Annotated in this window: 20 protein-coding genes and 2 pseudogenes; 11 read left to right on the top strand and 11 right to left on the bottom strand. The window is 62.7% G+C overall.

The genetic code is table 11. The annotated features are described in order from the left end of the window. The first annotated feature begins 143 nt into the window (after positions 1-143). The 5 genes from QMX97_RS03840 to QMX97_RS03820 all read left to right on the top strand — a co-directional run bounded on the left by QMX97_RS03840 (position 144) and on the right by QMX97_RS03820 (position 6,577). Positions 144-1,769: an APC family permease gene (locus tag QMX97_RS03840; RefSeq protein WP_282396084.1), complete on the top strand. Its 1,626-nt coding sequence runs from the start codon at positions 144-146 to the stop codon at positions 1,767-1,769. Between the two features lie 12 nt (positions 1,770-1,781). Next, positions 1,782-2,708 (top strand): 4-hydroxyproline epimerase, encoded by a 927-nt coding sequence (locus QMX97_RS03835; RefSeq protein WP_282396083.1) that lies wholly within the window; start codon positions 1,782-1,784, stop codon positions 2,706-2,708. Positions 2,709-2,748: 40 nt separating this feature from the next. Beyond that, positions 2,749-3,696 (top strand): dihydrodipicolinate synthase family protein, encoded by a 948-nt coding sequence (locus tag QMX97_RS03830; RefSeq protein WP_065908289.1) that lies wholly within the window; start codon positions 2,749-2,751, stop codon positions 3,694-3,696. 61 nt (positions 3,697-3,757) lie between these two features. Then, the gene (locus QMX97_RS03825; protein WP_282396082.1) at positions 3,758-5,329 is read left to right on the top strand and encodes an aldehyde dehydrogenase (NADP(+)); all 1,572 of its coding nucleotides are present in this window, start codon (positions 3,758-3,760) and stop codon (positions 5,327-5,329) included. 3 nt (positions 5,330-5,332) lie between these two features. Beyond that, a complete protein-coding gene (locus QMX97_RS03820) occupies positions 5,333-6,577 on the top strand; it encodes an FAD-dependent oxidoreductase (protein ID WP_282396081.1) in 1,245 nt (414 codons plus the stop codon). On the opposite strand, the gene QMX97_RS03815 is transcribed toward QMX97_RS03820, so the two are convergent. The 7 genes and pseudogenes from QMX97_RS03815 to QMX97_RS03785 all read right to left on the bottom strand — a co-directional run bounded on the left by QMX97_RS03815 (position 6,574) and on the right by QMX97_RS03785 (position 11,941). Then, a complete protein-coding gene (locus tag QMX97_RS03815; RefSeq protein ID WP_282396080.1) occupies positions 6,574-7,494 on the bottom strand; it encodes an ADP-ribosylglycohydrolase family protein in 921 nt (306 codons plus the stop codon). The genes QMX97_RS03820 and QMX97_RS03815 overlap by 4 nt on opposite strands. A 51-nt stretch (positions 7,495-7,545) precedes the next feature. Then, on the bottom strand, positions 7,546-8,529 hold the full coding sequence (locus QMX97_RS03810; protein WP_282396168.1) for a GlxA family transcriptional regulator: 984 nt from the start codon (positions 8,527-8,529) through the stop codon (positions 7,546-7,548). A gap of 366 nt (positions 8,530-8,895) precedes the next feature. Continuing rightward, positions 8,896-9,504, bottom strand: a complete 609-nt coding sequence (locus tag QMX97_RS03805; protein WP_065908275.1) for a LysE family translocator — start codon at positions 9,502-9,504, stop codon at positions 8,896-8,898. 70 nt (positions 9,505-9,574) lie between these two features. Further along, positions 9,575-10,519, bottom strand: a complete 945-nt coding sequence (locus QMX97_RS03800; protein WP_065908273.1) for an alpha/beta hydrolase — start codon at positions 10,517-10,519, stop codon at positions 9,575-9,577. Between the two features lie 268 nt (positions 10,520-10,787). After that, a complete protein-coding gene (locus tag QMX97_RS03795) occupies positions 10,788-10,952 on the bottom strand; it encodes a hypothetical protein (RefSeq protein ID WP_282396075.1) in 165 nt (54 codons plus the stop codon). Positions 10,953-11,124: 172 nt separating this feature from the next. Then, a pseudogene (locus tag QMX97_RS03790) lies at positions 11,125-11,232 on the bottom strand (DUF1993 domain-containing protein); the annotation flags it as partial. After that, positions 11,231-11,941, bottom strand: coding sequence for a CerR family C-terminal domain-containing protein (locus QMX97_RS03785; RefSeq protein ID WP_282396073.1), 711 nt, complete (start codon positions 11,939-11,941; stop codon positions 11,231-11,233). The pseudogene QMX97_RS03790 and the gene QMX97_RS03785, both read right to left, overlap by 2 nt. A 100-nt stretch (positions 11,942-12,041) precedes the next feature. Here QMX97_RS03785 and QMX97_RS03780 point away from each other — a divergent pair, with 100 nt between their 5' ends. The 5 genes from QMX97_RS03780 to QMX97_RS03760 all read left to right on the top strand — a co-directional run bounded on the left by QMX97_RS03780 (position 12,042) and on the right by QMX97_RS03760 (position 17,005). Beyond that, the gene (locus QMX97_RS03780; protein WP_262133524.1) at positions 12,042-13,151 is read left to right on the top strand and encodes an HlyD family secretion protein; all 1,110 of its coding nucleotides are present in this window, start codon (positions 12,042-12,044) and stop codon (positions 13,149-13,151) included. Next, on the top strand, positions 13,144-14,712 hold the full coding sequence (locus QMX97_RS03775) for a DHA2 family efflux MFS transporter permease subunit (RefSeq protein WP_282396072.1): 1,569 nt from the start codon (positions 13,144-13,146) through the stop codon (positions 14,710-14,712). The genes QMX97_RS03780 and QMX97_RS03775 overlap by 8 nt, the downstream gene beginning before the upstream one ends. Beyond that, the gene (locus QMX97_RS03770) at positions 14,709-16,127 is read left to right on the top strand and encodes an efflux transporter outer membrane subunit (RefSeq protein WP_282396071.1); all 1,419 of its coding nucleotides are present in this window, start codon (positions 14,709-14,711) and stop codon (positions 16,125-16,127) included. The genes QMX97_RS03775 and QMX97_RS03770 overlap by 4 nt, the downstream gene beginning before the upstream one ends. Positions 16,128-16,216: 89 nt before the next feature. Then, complete coding sequence (locus QMX97_RS03765; RefSeq protein WP_282396070.1) at positions 16,217-16,747, top strand: GNAT family N-acetyltransferase; 531 nt, start codon at positions 16,217-16,219, stop codon at positions 16,745-16,747. Continuing rightward, the gene (locus QMX97_RS03760) at positions 16,748-17,005 is read left to right on the top strand and encodes a hypothetical protein (RefSeq protein WP_213553743.1); all 258 of its coding nucleotides are present in this window, start codon (positions 16,748-16,750) and stop codon (positions 17,003-17,005) included. Between the two features lie 80 nt (positions 17,006-17,085). On the opposite strand, the gene QMX97_RS03755 is transcribed toward QMX97_RS03760, so the two are convergent. From QMX97_RS03755 to QMX97_RS03740, 4 genes and pseudogenes are all read right to left on the bottom strand, one after another. Beyond that, positions 17,086-17,868: a DUF4253 domain-containing protein gene (locus tag QMX97_RS03755; RefSeq protein ID WP_282396069.1), complete on the bottom strand. Its 783-nt coding sequence runs from the start codon at positions 17,866-17,868 to the stop codon at positions 17,086-17,088. Positions 17,869-18,004: 136 nt separating this feature from the next. Continuing rightward, the gene (locus tag QMX97_RS03750) at positions 18,005-18,304 is read right to left on the bottom strand and encodes a hypothetical protein (protein WP_282396068.1); all 300 of its coding nucleotides are present in this window, start codon (positions 18,302-18,304) and stop codon (positions 18,005-18,007) included. Between the two features lie 289 nt (positions 18,305-18,593). Next, positions 18,594-19,071, bottom strand: a pseudogene (locus QMX97_RS03745) (integrase); the annotation flags it as partial. A gap of 241 nt (positions 19,072-19,312) precedes the next feature. Further along, positions 19,313-20,233, bottom strand: coding sequence for a LysR family transcriptional regulator (locus QMX97_RS03740; protein ID WP_120448724.1), 921 nt, complete (start codon positions 20,231-20,233; stop codon positions 19,313-19,315). Between the two features lie 174 nt (positions 20,234-20,407). Here QMX97_RS03740 and QMX97_RS03735 point away from each other — a divergent pair, with 174 nt between their 5' ends. Then, positions 20,408-21,619, top strand: a complete 1,212-nt coding sequence (locus tag QMX97_RS03735; RefSeq protein ID WP_120448725.1) for an MFS transporter — start codon at positions 20,408-20,410, stop codon at positions 21,617-21,619. Positions 21,620-21,635 lie beyond the last annotated feature (16 nt).

Raw genomic sequence — 21,635 nt, 5'->3', positions numbered from 1 at the left:
GCATGCCCGGGGCGCTGTCGAGCGCGGAAAACTGTGCTGAATTCGTCATTCGCGCTTGCGCAAAACATCAATCGGCGCCCTGCCGATGCGTTCACGATAGCGCCACTGCATGCCTATCCAATAACTCACAAGAAGGCGACGCTATGTCAGGTCAAGGCAAGTTCAAAAAGCAACTTTCGTTGATGGACCTCACCTTTATCGGGTTGGGTGCGATCTTTGGTTCCGGCTGGTTGTTCGCGGCCAGCCACGTCTCGGCAATCGCCGGTCCAGCCGGGATTTTCTCCTGGTTGATCGGTGGTTTCGCGGTGCTGCTGCTGGGCATCGTCTACTGCGAACTGGGCGCGGCATTGCCCCGCGCCGGCGGCGTGGTGCGTTACCCGGTGTACTCCCACGGCCCGTTGCTGGGCTACCTGATGGGCTTTATCACGTTGATCGCGTTTTCCAGCCTGGTCGCCATTGAAGTGGTCGCCTCGCGCCAATACGCCGCCGCGTGGTTTCCCGAGCTGACCAAGACCGGCTCCAGTGACCCGACCACCCTCGGCTGGCTGGTGCAATTCGCCCTGCTGTGCCTGTTCTTCGTGCTCAACTACCGCAGCGTGAAGACCTTCGCCATCGCCAACAACCTGGTGAGCGTGTTCAAGTTCATCGTGCCGTTGCTGGTGATCGGCGTGTTGTTCACCTTCTTCAAGCCGGAGAATTTCCAGGTGCACGGCTTTGCACCGTTCGGCCTCTCGGGCATCGAGATGGCGGTGTCGGCCGGCGGCGTGATTTTTGCCTACCTGGGGCTGACGCCGATCATTTCGGTGGCCAGTGAAGTGAAGAACCCGCAACGCACGATTCCGATTGCGCTGATCCTCTCGGTGCTGTTGTCGACTGCCATCTATGTGCTGCTGCAGACCGCGTTTCTCGGCGGCGTACCCACCGAAATGCTCGCCAATGGCTGGGCCGGGATCAGCAAGGAACTGGCGCTGCCGTATCGCGATATCGCCCTCGCACTGGGTGTGGGTTGGCTGGCCTACCTGGTGGTGGCCGACGCGGTGATTTCGCCCAGCGGCTGCGGCAACATCTACATGAACGCCACGCCGCGCGTGGTGTACGGCTGGGCGCAGACCGGCACGTTCTTCAAGATTTTCACGCGCATCGATGAGAAATCCGGTATCCCGCGCCCGGCGCTGTGGCTGACCTTTGCCCTGTCAGTGTTCTGGACCCTGCCGTTCCCGTCCTGGGAAGCGTTGATCAACGTGGTGTCCGCCGCGCTGATCCTCAGCTATGCCGTGGCCCCGGTGACCGTCGCCGCGCTGCGTCGCAATGCACCAAGCATGGCGCGGCCGTTCCGGGTCAAGGGCATGGCAGTGCTCGGCCCGCTGTCGTTCATCGTCGCCGCACTGATCGTGTACTGGTCGGGCTGGAGCACCGTTTCGTGGCTGCTTGGCCTGCAGATCCTGATGTTCGTGGTGTACCTGCTGTGCGCCCGCTGGGTGCCGACCGCGCACCTGAACCTCAAGCAACAAGTGCGCTCGTCGGCGTGGCTGATCGGTTTCTACGCAGTGACCATCCTGCTGTCCAAGCTCGGCAGTTTCGGCGGCATCGGCGTGCTCAGTCATCCGTTCGACACCGTCGTCGTCGCGGTCTGCGCCCTCGGCATCTACTACTGGGGCGCCGCCACTGGCGTGCCGGCCCACCTGGTGCGCCTGGAACACGAAGCGGATGAAAGCGAAGCCGTCGACGAGTCCCCGTCCCACGCACCGCTGGCACCGGCTACCCACTGATTGGAGCGTTTTATGAAGCGACTGCATGTGATCGACTCCCACACCGGCGGCGAACCAACGCGCCTGGTGATGAGCGGTTTCCCCGCCCTGAGCGGCGCCACCATTGCCGACCAACTGGAGCACCTGCGCAGCGAGCATGACCAATGGCGCCGCGCCTGCATCCTGGAGCCGCGCGGCAACGACGTGCTGGTCGGTGCGCTGTATTGCGCGCCCGTTACACCGGGTGCCACCTGCGGGGTGATCTTCTTCAATAATGCCGGCTACCTGGGCATGTGCGGTCACGGCACGATTGGCCTGATCGCGTCCCTGCACCATCTGGGCCGGATCACGCCGGGCGTGCACACCGTGGACACCCCCGTTGGCCCGGTGGCCGCGACGCTGCACACCGACGGCGCGGTGACACTGCGCAATGTGCCCGCCTACCGCCATCGCCGCCAGGTCGCCGTGGACGTGCCGGGCCATGGTGTAGTGCTGGGCGATATCGCCTGGGGCGGCAACTGGTTTTTCCTGGTGTCCGAGCATGGCCAACGCCTGCAGATGGACAACGTCGACGCCCTCACCGATTACACCTGGGCGATGCTCAAGGCCCTGGAAACCCAGGGCATCCAGGGTGCGGATGGCGCGCCGATCGACCATATCGAATTGTTCGCCGACGACGCCGAGGCCGACAGCCGCAATTTCGTGATGTGCCCCGGTAAAGCCTACGACCGCTCCCCGTGCGGCACTGGCACCAGCGCCAAGCTGGCGTGCCTGGCCGCAGACGCCAAGCTCGCGCCCGGCGAAATCTGGGTACAAGCCAGCATCACCGGCAGCCAATTCGAAGGCCGCTATGAATGGGACGGCGAGCGAGTGCGCCCGTTCATCACCGGCCGCGCCTACATCACCGCCGACAGCACCTTGCTGATCGACGCGCAGGACCCTTTTGCCTGGGGCATTTGAGCCCATCCCTTTTGATTGAACGTGGTTAGGAGTTAACCCAATGAGCGACAACATCTTCACCGGCTGCATCCCTGCCCTGATGACCCCGTGCACCGCCGCGCGCACGCCTGACTTCGACGCCCTGGTTGCCAAGGGCCGCGAGTTGATCGATATCGGCATGAGCGCCGTAGTCTATTGCGGCTCCATGGGTGACTGGCCGCTGCTGACCGAAGCCGAGCGCCAGGAAGGCGTCGCGCGTCTGGTGGCCGCCGGGGTGCCGACCATCGTCGGCACCGGTGCGGTCAACAGCCGTGAGGCCGTGGCCCATGCTGCCCACGCGGCGAAGGTCGGTGCCCATGGCTTGATGGTGATCCCGCGCGTGCTTTCGCGTGGTGCCTCCGCCACCGCGCAAAAGGCGCACTTCTCGGCGATCCTCAAGGCCGCGCCCAATCTGCCGGCAGTGATCTACAACAGTCCTTACTACGGCTTCGCCACCCGTGCCGAGCTGTTCTTCGAACTGCGCCGCGAACACCCGAACCTGATCGGCTTCAAGGAGTTCGGCGGCGGCGCCGACTTGCGCTACGCGGCAGAACACATCACCTCCCAGGACGACAGCGTGACCCTGATGGTCGGCGTCGATACCCAGGTGGTGCACGGTTTCGTCAACTGCAACGCCACCGGCGCGATCACCGGCATCGGCAACGCCCTGCCGCGCGAAGTGCTGCACCTGGTGGCGCTGAGCAAGCAAGCGGCCAAGGGCGATGCCAAGGCCCGCCGCCTGGCGCGCGAGCTGGAAGCTGCGCTGGCGGTGCTGTCGTCCTTCGACGAAGGCTGCGACCTGGTGCTGTATTACAAGCACCTGATGGTGCTCAACGGTGACCAGGGCTACGCCTTGCATTTCAACCCGAGCGATGTGCTCAGCGAAGCCCAGCGGCGCTATGCCGAGGCCCAGTACGCGCTGTTCCGCCAGTGGTACGCCGACTGGTCGGCCGAGCAGAACCGCGACTGATGCGTGACGCGCCGCCGTGGTGCTCACGGCGGCCATCCTCTCTTTTTTCCAGGAAAACCCCATGACTCTGACGGGCAAAATGCTGATCGGCCAGCAACTCCTTGGCGGTACGCGCGATGTGATCCGGGCCATCAATCCCGCCACCGACGCGCCCTTGGAGCCGGCCTACGCCGGTGGCAGCGGCGAGCATGTCGAGCAGGCGTGCGCACTAGCGTGGGCCGCCTTTGATCGCTACCGCGAGACTTCATTGGCGCAGCGCGCGCAGTTTCTCGAAACCATTGCCGAGAACATCGAAGCCTTGGGCGATGCGTTGATTGAGCGCGCGGCGGCCGAAACCGGCTTGCCGGTGCCACGGATCCAGGGTGAGCGTGGCCGCACCTGCGCGCAGCTGCGCACCTTTGCACGGACCGTGCGCGCCGGTGAATGGCTGGACGTGCGCGTCGACACCGCGCAGCCGCAACGCCAGCCGCTGCCGCGTGCGGATTTGCGCCAACGCCACGTGGCGCTGGGCCCGGTGGCGGTGTTTGGCGCGAGCAATTTCCCCCTGGCCTTTTCCGTGGCTGGCGGTGACACCGCATCGGCACTGGCAGCCGGTTGCCCGGTGATCGTCAAAGCCCACGCGGCGCATCCCGGCACCAGCGAGCTGGTTGGCCGCGCGGTGGCCAAGGCGGTCAGCGATTGTGGCTTGCCCGAGGGAGTGTTTTCCCTGCTTTACGGTTCGGGCCGCGAAGTGGGCATCGCACTGGTGACCGATCCGCGCATCAAGGCCGTCGGCTTTACCGGTTCGCGCAGCGGCGGCATCGCGCTGACCCAGGCGGCACAGGCGCGGCCGGAGCCGATCCCGGTGTATGCGGAAATGAGTTCGATCAACCCGGTGTACCTGTTTGCAGCGGCGCTCGAAGCACGCAGCGCCGCCCTGGCCCAGGGGTTCGTGGCGTCGCTGACCCAGGGTGCCGGACAGTTCTGCACCAACCCTGGATTGGTGATTGCGGTTCGGGGCCCGACCCTGGATCGGTTCATCCAACAGGCGGCAGACCTGCTGTCGCGCAGCGCGGCACAGACCATGCTCACACCGGGTATTTTCAATGCCTTCCAAGCCGGGGTCGGTGCCTTGAGCCAGCACGCCAAGGTGGTGGCCCGCGGCGTGCCGGCGCACGGTCCCAACCAGGGCCAGGCGCACCTGTTCGTGACCGAAGCCAGCGCCTTCCTGGCCAATGAACACCTGCAGGCCGAAGTGTTCGGCGCGGCGTCGCTGATCGTGGCGTGCGCTGACAATGAAGAAGTGCGCCACGTGTCCGAACAGCTCGAAGGCCAGCTCACCGCCACGCTTCAGATGGATGAAGCCGACCTGGCAAACGCCAAGGCGCTGCTGCCAGTGCTGGAGCGCAAGGCCGGGCGCCTGCTGGTCAATGGCTGGCCGACCGGCGTGGAAGTGTCTGATGCCATGGTGCATGGCGGGCCATTCCCGGCCACCTCGGATGCCCGCAGCACGTCCGTGGGCACGGCGGCGATCCTGCGTTTCCTGCGGCCGGTGTGCTATCAGGACTTCCCCGACGCCTTGCTGCCGACGGCGCTGCAACAGGGCAACCCGTTGCTGCTGCGCCGCCTGCTCGATGGCCAACGGGAGGCCTGAACAATGCCAGAGCGTACAGAGATCGCCGTGGTCGGCGCCGGCATTATCGGGGTCGCCTGCGCGTTGCAGCTGGCGCGCCAAGGGCGCCAGGTGGTGGTGATCGACTCGCAGGCGCCCGGCATGGGCGCCTCTTATGGCAACGCCGGCCACTTGGCCACCGAGCAGGTGTTTCCGATTGCCGACGCGTCGATCCTCAAGCGCTTGCCCGGCATGCTGATGGACCCGATGGGCCCGCTGCGCCTGGACTGGAAATACCTGCCACGTGCCCTGCCCTGGTTTATCCGCCTGCTGCTGAACCTGCGCCCGGCCCACTACCGGCGTACGGTGGCGGGCATCCGCGCGTTGAACGAAGCCAGCCTGGCCGCGTGGCAACGCTTGCTGCACAGCATCGACCGCGCGCAACTGCTGCGCGAAGACGGCTCGCTGCTGGTATTCGAACGCCCGGAGTCGCGCGCGGCACTGGAGGCAGTGCAGGAGCGCATGCGCCAGCAGCAGGTGCCGGTGACTTTCTGGACCGGCGATGCAATCCGCCAGGCGGCGCCGCAATTGAGCGATGCCATCCTGGGCGGGCTGTTTTTTCCGAGTACCGGGCACTTTCTCGATCCCTATCAGGTGGTCTGCGAGCTGGTCGAGGCGGCGAAAGCTGCGGGTGTGCAGTTTCTCCAGCGCCAGGTGCTGGACGGCCGCACAGATGATCAAGGCGTTACGCTGAGCACCGATCAAGGGCCATTGGCCGCGCGCCAGGTGCTGATCGCCTGTGGCGCCCACTCGGCCAGGCTCACTGCGGCACTGACGGGCAAAACCGTGCCGCTGGACACCGAGCGCGGCTATCACCTGATGCTGCCGCATGAGCATCAGCGCCTGCCTTTCGCGGTGACCTCCCTGGAGCGTAAATTCATCATGACGCCCATGACGGGCGGCCTGCGCCTGGCCGGCACAGTGGAATTCGCCGGGCTGGAGCGCCCGGCCAACATGCAGCGCGCCTGGCAGCTGCATCGACTGAGCAAAGGCCTGTTTCGTCAGGACCTGAGCCAGGAAGGTGCAACGCCCTGGATGGGTTTTCGACCGTCGCTGCCGGATTCGCTGCCGGTGATTGATCGAGTGTGTGACGGCAAGGTGCTGCTGGCGTTTGGTCACCAGCACCTGGGGTTGACGCAGGCGGCGGTGACGGCGGAGATGGTTGGCCGGCTGGCAAGCGGCGATCAGTTGCAGTCGGGCTTGGCACCCTATCGACTGGACAGGTTTTAAGCCGCCGGGTTGTCGGTGGAGGCCTTCAACAGTGCCTCCGCCATTTCCTCGATGTCGTCACGCATGCACAATTTTTCCAGCCAGCCGGCCGGAATTCCTTGCACACCATAGTGGGCGCCGGCCAGTTGGCCGACGATGGCCGCCGTGGTGTCGGCGTCATCCCCCAGGTTGGCGGCCGCCAACACCGCCTCGGCGAAGCTGTCCGTGTTGAGGACGCACCAGAGCGCGGCTTCCAGCGACGCCACTGCGTAGCCGGAGCCGGTGATTTGCTCGCGGGTCTTTTCGCGGTAGCCGCCTTGGGCAATCGCCAGCACTTTGGGCGCCTGCAGCCCGGTACTTGGGATCGTCAGCCATTGCTCTTTGGCGGCACCGCCTAACGCCCCGGCGATGGCCCGCGCGAGCACCACGCAACATTCGATCGCTTCCTGGGCGCCGTGTGTGGTCCGCGAGCTTTGGCGGGAAAAGTCCTCGATACGCTGAAGGTCTGGAAAGTAAAACAGCACCACTGGCGCCAGGCGCATCATCGAACCATTGCCGGCCGAAAACGGCGCGGTCGATCCGGCAAACGGGTCGCCGTGCTGTTGGAACGCCGACAGCGCCTCACGCACGGTCATGCCGATATCGAAACAATCACCCGTCGAACTCAAGTAGCCCCACGTCCACCAGTTCAGGTACCGGGCCATCTGGTCCGCCGCGTCAAAGCCGTTCTTGCGCAGGAGGCTCTCGGCCAGGCAGAGCGCCATGGAGGTGTCGTCGGTCCACTGTCCCGGCTTGAGCTGGAAAGGCCCGCCGCCGACCATATCGGTGACCGGCGCAAACGTGCCGCGCGGCATGAATTCGACTGTCGTGCCCACGGCGTCACCACACGCCAGCCCCAGCAAGCTGCCGCGATATCGATCGATAAGCGTGATGGTCATTAGCTCTCCTTGACTGAGCATTCGTGCGGATTTTTGTCTACCGCGCCCATGCTACTTGACCAACCGCTTCTCCTTCGAGGGGCGATATCCGAAATACGCGCTGTAGCACTTGCTGAAATGGCTCGGCGAGACAAAGCCGCAGGCCACCAGCACTTCCACCTGTGACAACTCGGTGTGCTGGAGCAAGCGCCGCGCTTCGGTCACGCGCAGTTCCATGTAGTAGCGCTGCGGCGTGGTGCCCAGTTGCTCCTTGAACAGGCGCTCGAGCTGGCGTCGCGAGCGCCCGGCGTAGACCGCGAGCTGGTCGAGTTCCAGCGGTTCCTCGAGGTTGGCGTCCATCAGTTTCACCACCTCACGCAGGGGGGCGCTGACGCTGACATTTTCGGTCGGCTTGATGCGCCGGTAGCGCGACTCTTCGAAGGCCAGGATGTCTTCGATGCCTTCGACCAGGGCCTTGCCATGCAGGGCCTTGATCCAGTCCAGGGCCATGTGGAAGGCGCCGGAGGGGCTGGAGGCGGTCAGGCGGTCGCGGTCGATCACGTAGGGTTCGCTGGTGACGTGGGTGGCCTTGGACACTTCGGCGAGGGCCGGCCGATGTTCGGGGTGGATGGCGCAGCGATAGCCTTGCAACAGGCCCGCACGCCCGAGGAACCACGCGCCGTTCCACAGCCCGGCGAGTTTCACGCCCTGCTCGGCAGCGCTGCGCAGCAGGTGGATGAAGTCTTCGCCGGCCTTGAGTTCGGTGCGAAAGCCGCCGCAGATCACCAGCAGCTCCAGATCCTGCAGCACTGACGAGCCCAGGCGTGCATCAGGACGAATGACCAGCCCGAGGTCGCTGATCACTTCGTCCTCCGCGCAAGCAAAGGTGCGCGTGGCGAACAGTTCAGGCCGCAGCAGGTTGGCGGTGACGAAGGTGTCGAGGGTCTGGGTGAAGGCCGGCAGCGAAAAGTGTTCGAGCAGCAAAAAGCCGACGCGGGTGAGCGGCACCGGCTGCTGCGAGGTTTCGTTGAGGTAGCGCAGGTTCTTGCCTTGCATGCCACCGCTGAATTGGCGTCTTTCCATCGAGGGTTGGCCCACGTTTATTGTTGATGCAGTGGGCGCCATCTTAGGGGCAAATGCGGTGGCTGTCTCACGCGCTGATCTTGAGAAAAGCGAGCTCGATCAAAGCCCGTGGCAGAACGGCGGCACACGCATCTGATACGGTTTTTTCTTTGTTATCTGCATCTGTATCGAAAAGCCGCCTGGGCGGACAATAGCGCCATCCCCACTCCCTTCCCTTCGGAGGCCTTATGACCAAGATGGCACTTTTCCTGTTCGGCTTTTTGGTATTGACCATCGGCATCGGCCTGCTGGCAACCATCTCGCCGGTCTGATCCAGCCTCAATCGCGGCAGCGGCTATCTCAACCGGCAAACAGCATCGGGTACAACGACAGCACCAGCAGCCCCGCCATCACGCCGTTGAAGAGCCGCACCCAGCGCGGCTCACGCAGCACATTGCGCAAGCCAGTGCCACACCCGACCCACACGCATACGCTGGGCAGGTTGACGATGGCGAACACCAGGGCAATCACCAGCACGTTGGTGACATAGCCCTCGGCCGGCGTATAGGTGGTGATGGCGCCGAGCGCCATGATCCAGGCCTTGGGGTTGACCCACTGGAAAGCCGCCGCGCCGAGGAAGGTCATGGGCTTGCCGCGTTCATCGTTGCTGTCGGACATGCCGCCTGCCGTGGCGATTTTCCACGCCAAGTACAGCAGGTACGTCGCGCCCACGTAGCGCAACACCGTGTAGGCCCACGGAAAGACCTTGAACACCTCACCCAGGCCCAGGCCCACCGCAATCACCAGCAGCATGAAGCCGATGCTGATGCCCAGCGCATGGGGAATCGAGCGGCGAAACCCGAAGTTCACCCCGGAGGCAAGCAACATGGTGTTGTTCGGACCGGGGGTGATCGAGGATACGAAGGCAAACAACACAAAAGCTGACAGCAGGCTGGTAGACATGACCATGACGCGGCATCCAAACGGGGGTGGCAGGCCTGCGACAGTAAAGCCATCCGCGCGCCTCCGCCCCGTACAGCTAGGAGCGGATCGAGCTGTACACTTTGGCGCCGCCGAGAAAGTCCCGGCAATACTGCGCGGCCAGCTCGGGACATTCGACCATCGGCAAGTGCCCCACGCCGTCGATGATCTGCAGTTGCGCCTGCGCAAGGCCGGCGAGCCAGGTCTGCGCACTGGCGACAGGCACCATGCGGTCTTCGCGGCCCCACAGAATCAAGCTGGGCACGCGCACCTCGGGTAGCCACGGCTCCATGCGGGGGCTGCCTTCGAAGTCTGCGAAAATTTCTGCAAGCTCAGCACGGCGCTTGATATACACCGCCGCCTCGGCCGCCAGCAGCACCTCGGGAATCCACGGCGGCGACGCCATGGTCATGGCGAAGAACCGATCAAACTGCGCCCGCGTGTGAATCAGGAAAGGGTTGTCGCCGGCATTGACCAGCTCTTCCACTTCATTGGGCTGCGGCAATTGCACGCCGGCTGCGCCGATCAGCACCATGGACAGCACCCGTTCCGGATACTGCGCAGCCAGCCAACTGGCGATGTAGGCGCCCATCGAACTGCCGATCACGTGCACCTGCGCGACCTGGCACGCGTCGAGCAATGCCACCATCCGCCGCGCCTGGGCCGCGATGCTGTAGTCGCCGCCTGGCACAAAGGCGTTGCTGCCGTGGCCAGCGAGGTCCGGAATGATCAAGCGGTAGTCGTCGGTAAAATACCGCGCGAAATCCAGCCACACGCCCTTGTCCGCGCTGAAGCCGTGGATCAGCAGCAGCGCCGGCGACTGGCGCTCACCGCCCTGCCAGGTCGCCAGCGTCATGCCCTTGATAGGCACCACCACGCCCTTCAAGCGCGCGCGCCGCGCCTGCACCTGTGCAATCAGCACAAACAGCAGATTGCCCACCCGTGGGTAGGTCAACCACACCCCGAGCCCCACGAGGGCCAGCAAGGCAACGATCACTAGCATCTACGCGTCTCCACCAGCAGAAATGGCTCAACGCTATAGTTGCCCAGCGTGCTTGAATCCGCGCTGAACGGATGATGAACGCCCACAGTGAAATACTTGTTGTCTTTCACGAACCTTTCACAGACGAGCGTCTATGGTCAATCCAGCTCCTAATGAACATCCCTTTAGCCCGTGCCCCCATCACGGGCTTTTCTTTGCCTGTGATTTATCGCGGGCAAAAAAACAGGCAAGTCATGGTGCATGACTTGCCTGTCTCAGTGCCTATCGGTCAGCGCGGACCGCCACCTGGCCCACCCGGGCCGCCGCCTTGACCATGGCCACCGCCATGACCGCCACCACCGCCGCCTCCCGGTGGCATGAACATCCAGCAGCCCGACAGGGTCGACAACAGCGCGACAACAACTGCCGCCTTGGTTACGTAACTCAACTTCATTCTGCACTCTCTTGCTTGACGAGATTAACTTCTCGCAGGCTATGACCGTGCAAAATGAAGTGCGTCATGACTATCGTGTAACACGTGGGTAAGGTTTGTATGCATGGCGATACAACCCATTGTTTTTCAATAGCTTGGGCTCTGTGACCGTGACAGCAAACATCCGTCGAGGCTAGCCCTTGCGCAGAAAGGCAAACATAGGCGGCACGTAATCCGCCTTGCCCAACGCCGTCATCAGGTGAACGTAGAACGGCGGCGTTGCCCAGTCGACCGCGTACTCATTCAGCGCGCAGGTCCCGGTGCCGAACCAACCCCTCCAGCGTAAACCGTGCCTGCATCAGCACCACGTCCCTGACCAGTTCCATCTCTTTGACGTTGACCTCGGTCCACTTCAATGCCTCAAGCAGCTTGGGCTTCTGCACCCGGAACGCCAGGCCCTGGGTAAACAGCGCCATCGAATGAATGACTGTGCGTTCATCCTCCAGCGCAAACCCGGCCAGGCGCGCGATAAGCAGCCGGATCACCCGGGCGATGCGTGCCTTGAAGCGCTCGTCGAACGCCGTGGTTGCACTTGCCGGGCATAACCCGGCCTGGTGGCGGTCGAGGAACGCCCGCCATGCGCTGGTCTGGGGGCTGTCCTGAATGGTCGAGACCACCGCGCCGAGGATGCCCAGTGACACCTCGATCAAGGCCGCATCAGCGGTATTTTCATCCGCAAGCGCCTGTTCAGCGGCCTCGACGGTTTCGCTCATCTTGCGCCAGAGCAAGGTGATCAAGTGCTCGACGCACGCCAGGTACACGCCTTCCTTGCCGTCGAAGTAATACTGGATCGCCGGCGCGTTGACGCCGGCCGCGGTGGCGATGTCGCGGGTAGACGCACCGTCGTAGCCACGCTCGCCAAAGATCACGACCGCCGCCTCGACGATGCGCGCGCGGGTTTCTTCACCGCGCTGATAGCCACCCTCGGCGGCCGGTTTATGTCGTGCCATGTGCTGCTCCCTTCGAATACCCGAAGCAAAATATACCAGTTGACAAAAATTCGCGAAAAAAGGAATTTATTCCACCTGATATAAATTCTGGAGTGACCCGATGTCCGCCGCACCTCCCTCCCCTCAGGTCATGCCTGAAGACAGCGTCACCACCCAACGCGGCAAGGCCCGGCGGATCCTGCTGACACTGGCGACCGTGGCCGTGCTGGTCGGTGTGTCATGGGCCGCCTGGTGGTGGATCACCGGGCGCTTCATCGAGACCACCGACGACGCCTACCTGCAGGCCGACAGCATCAGCGTGGCGCCGAAAATCAACGGCTACGTCGCCGAGGTGCTGGTCAGCGATAACCAGGACGTCAAGCGAGGCGACATTCTCGTGCGCCTGGATGCACGTAAATACCAGGCCGTCAGCGACGAGGCCTCGGCAACGATTGCCGCGCGCGAAGCCGATTTCGCCAAGGCCCAGGCCGACCTGGTGCAGCAGGATTCAACCATCGCCGAAGCCCGCGCGCAATTGCAGGGGGCGCAGGCCGATGCCCAGCATGCGCAGACCGAAGTCGCCCGCTATGCACCGCTGGCCCGCTCGGGTGCCGAACCGGAAGAACGCCTGGCGCAGCTCAACAACCAATTGGCGCAGGCGCGCAGCACGGTGGCAGCCAAGCAGGCCGCCTTGCGTTCCAGCCAGACCCGCTATGGCACGCTGCAGGCCCAGCTCAAGCAGGCCCAGGCGCAACTCGGCGTGGCCAAGGCCAGTGAGGCGCAGAGCCAGCTGGATGTGGATGACGCGGTGATTCGCAGCCCGCTGGATGGCCGCATCGCCGATCGCGGTGTGCGTGTCGGTCAATACGTGCAGCCCGGCACGCGCCTGTTGACGGTGGTACCGGTCAGCGCGATCTACCTGACGGCCAACTACAAGGAAACCCAGATCGGCGCGATGCACCCTGGCCAGCGCGTGAGCGTGCACGTGGACGCCCTGCCCGGCCATGACCTGCAGGGCCATATCGACAGCCTCTCCCCCGGCACTGGCGCGCAGTTCGCGTTGCTGCCGCCGTCGAATGCCACCGGCAACTTCACCAAGATCGTCCAGCGTGTGCCGGTGAGGATTTCCCTCGATGTGCCTGACGACATTCGCGCCGCCTTGATGCCCGGCCTGTCGGCCACCGTGGACGTGGACACCCGCACCCACGGCGCGGACGCCAACCATGGCTGAGGCACTCATGGCCGGGGTGGCCGCCGAGACACCGCGCAACGCTTCGCTGACCGACTGGATCGCCGTCGCCGCCGGGGCGCTTGGCGCGCTGCTTGCCACCCTGGACGTCTCGATCACCAACTCGGCGTTGCCGCAGATCCAGGGCCAGATCGGCGCCACCGGCACCGAAGGCACGTGGATTGCTACCGGCTACCTGATGTCGGAAATCGTCATGATTCCCCTCGCCGCGTGGCTGACCCGGGTCTTCGGCCTGCGCCGGTTCCTGATCGGCACGGCGCTGATGTTCACGCTGTTTTCGATGTTCTGCGGCCTGTCTTCCAGCCTCGGCGCGATGATCGCCGGGCGCATCGGCCAGGGGTTCGCCGGTGGTGCGATGATCCCCACCGCCCAGACCATCGTGCGCACCCGCCTGCCCCCGCATCAATTGGCGATCGGCACCACGATGTTCGGCATGACGGTGATCCTCGGGCCCCTGCTCGGCCCGGTGATTGGCGGTTGGCTGACCGAAAACATCAACTGGCGCTGGTGCTTCTTTCTCAACCTGCCCATCAGCATCGCGTTGATCACCTTGTTGATCACCGGCCTGCCCACTGAGCGCATGAACCTGCAACGTTTCATCAGCGCCGACTGGCTGGGCATTCTCGGCCTGGCCATGGGCCTGAGTTCGCTCACGGTGGTGCTGGAAGAAGGCCAACGCGAGCACTGGTTCGACTCGCTGCTGATCACCTGGTTGAGCATCGCCACGCTGGTCGGTTTTTTCCTGATCGCCGTCGGGCAATTTCGTTCGAGTACGCCGATCCTGCGCCTGCGACTGGTGCTCAACAAAAGCTTCGGCAGCGTGCTGCTGATCGGCACGGCAGTTGGCGCCGGCCTGTATGGCACGGCGTATCTGGTCCCGCAGTTCCTCGGCATTCTCTCCGGCTATAACGCCCAGCAATCCGGCGCGATCATGCTGCTGTCCGGTATCCCGGCGTTCCTGCTGATGCCGATCCTGCCGAGGATGCTTGGCCGCTATGATCTGCGCTGGATGGTCGGTATCGGCCTGTTGCTGTATTGGGCCAGCTGTTTTGTCGATACCCAGCTCACCGCCGACAGCGTCGGGCATGATTTTGTCTGGTCACAGCTGCTGCGCGGTTTCGGGCAGATCCTGGTGATGATGCCGCTCAGTCAGCTGTCGATGCGTTCGGTCGAGACCCAGGATGCCGGCGACGCGGCCGGGCTCTACAACATGTCGCGCAACCTCGGCGGCACCATCGGCCTGGCGCTGTTGGGCGTGCTGATGGACCGACGCAGCCACTTCCACGACGACCGGCTGCGCGAAGGCATCCTTGCCAACAGCCAATTGACCCAGGACCACATGGCGAGCAACGCCGCCAGCTATCTGGCGCAAACCGGCGACCCGTCCACCGCGCATTTGCAGGCGCTGACCCAACTGGCCAGCGACATCGCACGGCAAGCCTCGGTGATGGCCTACAACGACGCGTTTTACCTACTGGGCCTGGCGATGCTGGCGTGCCTGCCCCTGATCTTCATTCTGAAAAAGCGCACGGTACAACGATGATTGCTCGCTCGTTTCCCCTCCTCCTGACCGTCGGGCTGCTGTCCGCCTGCACCGTGGGCCCGGATTACCACGGCGCCCCCGACGTTGCGCCGAAAACCCTCGCCGCCGCACGCTTGCCGCATGCCGACAGCGACGTGCCACACGCGCCTGCCGTCGCGCAGTGGTGGCAGGGGCTGGGCGATCCGCAGCTCAACGCGCTGATCAGCCAGGCCCTGCAAAACAGCCCGGACATCGCCACCGCCCGGGCCCGACTGCGCCAATCGCGCGCCAGCCTCAGCGGTGCGCGTGCACAGGCGATGCCCAAGGTCACGGGCGATGCGGCGATGCTCAAACTGCGCTCGCCTGATACCTCGGCGCTGGGCGGTGGTGGCGGTGGGCGCGGCCCGCTGAGCCTGTACCTCGCCGGCTTCGATGCCAGTTGGGAAACCGACCTGTTCGGTGGCACTCGCCGCGCCGTCGAAGCCGCACAGGCCGAAGCCGACGCCGCACAGGCACAACTGGCGGATGCCCAGGTGCAACTGGCCGCCGAAATCGTGCAGGCCTACACCGACCTGCGCGACCAACAGGCGCGCCTGGCGCTGGTAGAGGCGAGTGTCGACATCGAAAACCAGGCCCTGGACCTCACTCAACAACGCCGCAACCGAGGCGTGGCCTCCCAGCTGCAACTCGAACAAGTGCTCACCCAGGCGGAAAATACCCAGGCCCAGCGCTTGCCCTTGCAAGCCGCCATCGTCGAATCCCAGGACCAGTTGAGCCTGCTGTGCGGCCTGGAGCCAGGCGAATTGGATGAGCGCCTCGCCACACCGCAGGCACTGCCTTCCATTCCCGCCCAAGTACCCGTGGCCGATCCCGCCGCCCTCTTGAAAGCCCGCCCGGACATCCGCGTCGCCGAACGCAAACTGGCCTCCAGCAACGCGCAGATCGGCGAGAAAACCGCCGACTGGTTCCCCAAGCTCAGCCTGATGGGCGACCTGTCCTTCTCAGCCGGCGACCCCGGCCACCTCGCCCGCAAGGACAACGGCACCTGGTTGATCCTGCCGCGCCTGACCTGGAACGTGCTGGATTTCGGCCGCGTCGCCGCGAGCGTCAAAGGCGCCGAAGCCGGTCGCGATGAAGCGCTCGCGCAGTACAAGAGCGTGGTCTTGAGTGCACTGCGCGATGCCGACGTCGCCCTGGCGCGCTACGGGCATCAACGCCAGAACGTGGTGCTGTTGCGCAACGTCGAATCTTCAGCGGTACGCGCGGCGGACCTGACGCGCCAACGTTATCGTGCGGGCACCGCGAGCACCCTGGATTGGCTGGATGCGGAGCGCACGCGCTACCAGGCGCAGGAGAGCCGGATTTCCGGCGATGCCGAATTACTCAAGGACTTTGCCTCGCTGCACAAGGCCCTGGGACTGGGATGGAGCCTGTGACGACGGCGTTTACACGCCCTTGCTGCCTGAGACACACTGGCGACTCGGCAGCGCAATAAAGCGCGCCGACGCGCCACTCAGGGAAGAACATGCTCACCATTCGGCAAGCGACCCAGGCCGACCTCGACGCCTTGCGCGAAGTCGGCTGCGAAACCTACCGGCAACACTTCTCGGCCATCTGGTCGCCCGCCGGCTTGCAGGCTTTTCTCGACCAGGACTTCTCAACCAGCGCGCTCAGCCGCTCACTCGCCCAGCCCGACCAGCACGCCTGGTTTATCGCCGCCGATGACAGCGGCCACCTCGTAGGCTTTGCCAAGGTCAACCGGTCCACCCCTGCCCCCGTGACCGGTGAACCCGGCGCCGAACTGCAAAAAATCTACTTCCTCACCAGCGCCGCAGGGCGCGGGTATGGCAAGCAACTCCTGCAGTTCATTCGCCAATGGGCATTGCAACGTGGAGAACGCTTGCTCTGGCTGGATGTCCTCAAGAGCAATGCCAATGCCCGTCGCTTTTACGCCGCGTCGGGTTTCCAGCAGGTCGCAGAAATTCCCTTCAGCACCGACCTGGCAGAAATCGGCATGGTGGTCATGGCGCTTGAACTCACGTCATCGGAGTCGTAGATGAAAGACTTGATACAAGGCCTCGATGGCCCCAGGACGGCACAGCAGGAACTGTTCTACGACCTGGAAGATGCGGCAGCGGTCATAGGCTGGTCCGTGGTCGAATTGACGGCCATGGCGGCCAACGCGAAAACCCCACACGAAGCGGTGGCGCTGATGAAGATCAGCGCTTTACTCGCGGCTCAGCAGGCGAAAATTGGCGGGTACGCCGCGGAGGTGAAGGAACAGCGTATTCTCAGGAGCGAGGGACCGGCTTGATGGATTGGGCATTGGTGCTGGGCGATCTACTCATGGCGTCTATGAAATCAGCGGCGCAGCACTTTTACTGCGCACGGAGTTCATTCCACGTAACGGAGCCACAAATGCGTCCGACCGGCGATCGCCTGTGCAACTGCGCAAACGCGTGCTTGTAGGTCTTCATCGCTAGTGTTGTAGAGCGCACAGAAGTCTTGGGCTACGACGTTAGCTAAGGATGTATCAAGCGGCTCAGCACGAATGAAGCCGATGTAAGAAGCACCTACGCCCATCAACTCAAAGCCATGCGCTTCCGAAAAATGACGCGCAACCGCAAAGTTCTTCGCTGGATCCAGGTCGGAAGTGAAATAGCCATTCGGAAAAGCCGCGAGTGCCTGGCAAGACTGCTGAACGGGCACCACGACAGCTGAAAGGGGCTGTTCCAGAAGAGAGACAGGGTTGTTCTGATAACCGACCCACTCCTGCAGCGCCTGCTCATCCAGCGTCAAACCATGCGCGCAAGCGTCTTCGAAAGACGTGGCTGCAACCAGGTTCATGAAATTGCGAAGACAGATTGCGAACTCCGCTTTCGTAGTCGGATAGCCTATGTATTCACCATTCTCGAAGCACTCTGGCGGTAAACCCGCTATGTCCTGCTCCGATGCATCGTCCATCCCTGAATTGTTGCGCGCATGTCCCGAGGTGTAGCGGGCCTGGTGCAGATCATCGAGCGAGAACAGAGGTGTAAATCCAGGGTGCGCCTCAGCAATCTTACGACGAGCTTCGGCGAGATCGTCAAAGCTGGTAATCCCGCTCACACCGTACTCATCGCATGTACCTACAGACGGGTTGTCACGCATGCCATTACCGCGAAATTCAATCTCCATAACCTGTTGACTGCTCCATGGTGTTACTGAATTGAGTGAGTAATCCTAAGCGTTCCAGGCTCATCAGCGGAAGATACGCTTGCAAGCGAAAACAGGCCTTGGGTTACCTCCCCATGAATGGCCGATACTCCTTTTCTTATTGATGAGTATCAGCCTCCTCTGCGGGATAAAACTCGCCCTCCTTCCCGATTTTTTCCAGCCGCTCGCGCACAATTACCTCAACGCTGGCCACGGCGGCTTGATCGTCAGAGTTGACCAACTGCACGCACAGGCGCCGGATATTCTGATCGTGGGTGCCCTCGCTCATCATCTCGTGAGTGAAGACCTGTTCGCCACGCCATAGGCATAACTGGGTATGCGTCCCGACGAGCCATATTTCGTTGATTGATCTAAGGTCGGTGGTAGTTAGTTGATCGACGGTGATTGTCTTATCCATTGCGCTGTACCTTACCCATGAGTAGATACAGGTAGACTTACAGGCATAGCGGGTCGTTCCACGCGTTGACAGTCCAACCGGGCTAATGGTGGTTGAGTACGTTCCGCCAGGACAATTGACGATTGGAAGCGGACAGTACGAGCTGACAAGGGCAATCACGTGACTGATTCTGCTGTTTCACATGCAAATGTCCGCATCAAGATCAATCCTTATCTCCCCTCCTCGGGCCATTGCTGCCAGCTAAACAGATGGCGGGCAGACTACGGAACGACCGACAGCTATCAGCCTTCAGCGACGCCTTCATACGCCTCATTGTGTGAGTGCCATACATGGCTGGATCAAGGCCAACGGCTTCCACCCAGCCTTTGACATTGACGTGTTGATAGATGGTCCGAGGTATGCAGCTGGCTCGGAAAAAGGCAGTCCTCGCTCCGGAGTTGGGCCTGGTGTATCCAGGCCGCGATAGCAAACCGTGTTTGCTCGGTGATCTCTAACTGCACTCGCCGCAACGTCTTCTGCTGCATCACCATGGCGCGTGGTGATACGTGCTCGCCATGGGCGACGTCGCGCACACGAAGCTTGGTTAAGTCGCAGGCCCGAAGCTTGCTGTCGATGGCCAGATCGAAGAGCGCAAGATCACGGGTTCGTTCTGCAATTTGAAGCCTCACCCTGATGACCCAGATATCTCTCAGTCGGAGTGGCGCTTTCTGCCCGACCAGTTTTCCTTTGTTCCAAGGCTGGCGGCTGCAGGTAGCGAAGATTTTCATGACTAGTCCTACACGTGTCGAAGGACAAGGATGGCTGACCAGAGGAAGGGTTGCTAACCGGCCAAAAACAGACATTGCTACACAGACAAATTTCAATTATTTGCCAAGCGATATAGCGCTTGAACGTGGGACCTCGCTAGCTCTGGACGATTACGTAATCCTGTTCGGGAATGCCCTATCGGTAGCCGGCTGAAGTTAATTGGGCATAAGCCCAGCGACTTCTGTTGCCAGGGTCGAATAGTTAGCCTGAAAGCGCCCCGTCAGGAGCATGCGCACGGGCGCTCTCGCTGAAAAAACCAAGGATGAAATCGCGTACATGCACGATGCGCGGATTGCGCATTGAGGCTTTGTTCCACACCAGGTACAGATTGTTGGTGGGCGCCGTCTTTTCAGGGGTGATCGAAACCAGGCGTCCCGACTCCCGCGCCTCGTTGCATTGGTAGTCAGGCAACACGCTCCAGCCCTGTCCCTTGATGACCAGGTCCTGGATGATGCGAAGATCCGGGACGGTCAGCGCCGCCTGCAACGTGGGCGCAAACTGGAACATGGCGGCCCACACCGGCCGGATCAATGGCAGGTCCTCGTCATAGGCGATTAGCGGAACACTCGTCAACTGTTCCGCGGTCGGGTGTTTACCGAGCAAGCCGGCAATCTGCGGCGCGAGCACCAGCAGAAAGCGCTCGGTGAGCAGCCTGGCAAACCCGTGCGAATGTTCATCTGGCATGGAAGCGGTGATCGCCAGGTCGGCAGTCGAGGTATTAAGAAGGCTGTAGATGCGCTCCCGGTTGCCGGTGTGCAGGCGGATCCGGAAACCTTGAGCCATCAATGGCGCCAGCCCCGCAGCGACCTTCGCATTGATAAAGTCGGATGGCCCGGCGATATGTACGGTACCGCCTCTCTCGCTACCCAGGCGGTAGGAAGCCAACCGCATTTGCAGTCCGTCAAGCATAGGTCCGATCGCGCGCGCCAATTCATCGGCCGCCTCTGTCGCGGTAACGCCTCGGGCACGCCGCACGAACAGGGGCTTCCCGACAAACGACTCCAATGCCTGGATGTGCTGGGACGCCGCCGGCTGAGTAATGCCAAGCGCCTCTGCCGCGCGGGTAAACGACTGCAGCCGATAGGCCTCAATGAAAGTACGAAGGTGATCCAGATGGCTCATGAGGTCATAGCGTCCTGGCTGCGACGCTCTCGCGACAGAGAGCAGCGTCGAATCAAGCCATAAAGATATTTATCTTAAGACCAAAGAATAATAATTTTTTCAATTTCAGGCAATTCTCTAAAGTTTCGTATCCGTCGGCTTCGCTCCGACCACATGCCGTTTGAGAGATCCATCATGCCATTTGTCGTTTACATCTTTTCGCTCAGCGCATTCGCCCTGGGCCTTGCCGAATTCGTGCCCATCGGTCTGACTGACGTCATGGCGTACAACCTGAATGTCGATGTCAATCAGGTTGGCAGCGCTGTGACCACCTATGCACTGGGTGCAACTTTCGCCGCCCCATTCCTGACGGCCTTGACGGCAGGGTGGTCGCGAAAACGGGTCATGCTGGTGACCGTCCTGGTCTTCACCGTCGGTAGCACGGCTGCAGCCTTTGCAACGAACCTTTCTACCCTGCTGATTGCGCGCTTCGTGGCAGGCATGGGGCACGGACTCTTCCTTGCGGTGGCCTCCAGCACGGCGGCGCGCCTTGCTGGTCCGAAGAAGGCAGGCAGCGCGGTAGCGGTCGTGTTTGGCGGCTTCACCCTTGCCATGGCAATTGGCGTACCCGTCAGCACCTATCTGGGTGGCGTGATCTCGTGGCGCCCGGTGCTTGGCGCAATTGGGGCATTCGGTGCATTGGGCCTCCTTGGCCTGCTGCTGGGCATGAAGGAGCCACCGTGGGCTCAGGGCCGGGAAGGTGGCGGCTCCGTGGGTCAAGCCTTTAAAGCAGTCTTTAACCCAGTCCTGCTGTTCGCGGCACTCGTGACTGTCCTCGGTTATGCTGGCTCGTTCACTGCCTATACCTACATCGCCCCGTTACTCACGCAGGTGACACATGTCAGCAGCCACACCGTCGGCGTCTTCATGCTCGTCTATGGCGTGCTCGCCGCAACCGGCAACGTGATTGGTGGCGCACTGAGCGACCGGTTCGGTGTAAACCGCACAAGCGTCGCCTTGATCGCCGGCATTGCGCTCATCACCTTGGGTATGTGGGGTTTCGCGTCCTCGACGATTGCGATGGGCATCCTCGTCGGGCTGCTGGGCATGTTTACCTTCGCCGCAGTGCCGGCCCTGCAAGCCCGCCTGATCGGTGTTGCCGAGCTGCATGCGCCGCACGCCCACGGTGTGGCCGCCGGGCTGAACATCGCCGGGTTCAACTGTGGTATCGCGCTGGGCTCGTGGGCGGGCGGCACAACGCTCGCGACACTGGGCATTTCGTACACCGGCCTCGCGGGCGCGTTGATTTCAGCCCTGGGTCTCGTGGTGCTGCTCATGCAGTTAGCGCGTAGTGGTGGCAGCGAGTATCGCGCGGCGGTGGGTAAAGACCTCCGGGCATCACCATGATGACGAGAGAGTAGCC

The organism is Pseudomonas sp. PS01298 (assembly GCF_029959745.1).
Taxonomy (GTDB): domain Bacteria; phylum Pseudomonadota; class Gammaproteobacteria; order Pseudomonadales; family Pseudomonadaceae; genus Aquipseudomonas; species Aquipseudomonas aylmerensis.
Note: the sequence above shows the minus strand (reverse complement) of the source record. Positions and strands in the feature narration are given on the sequence as shown.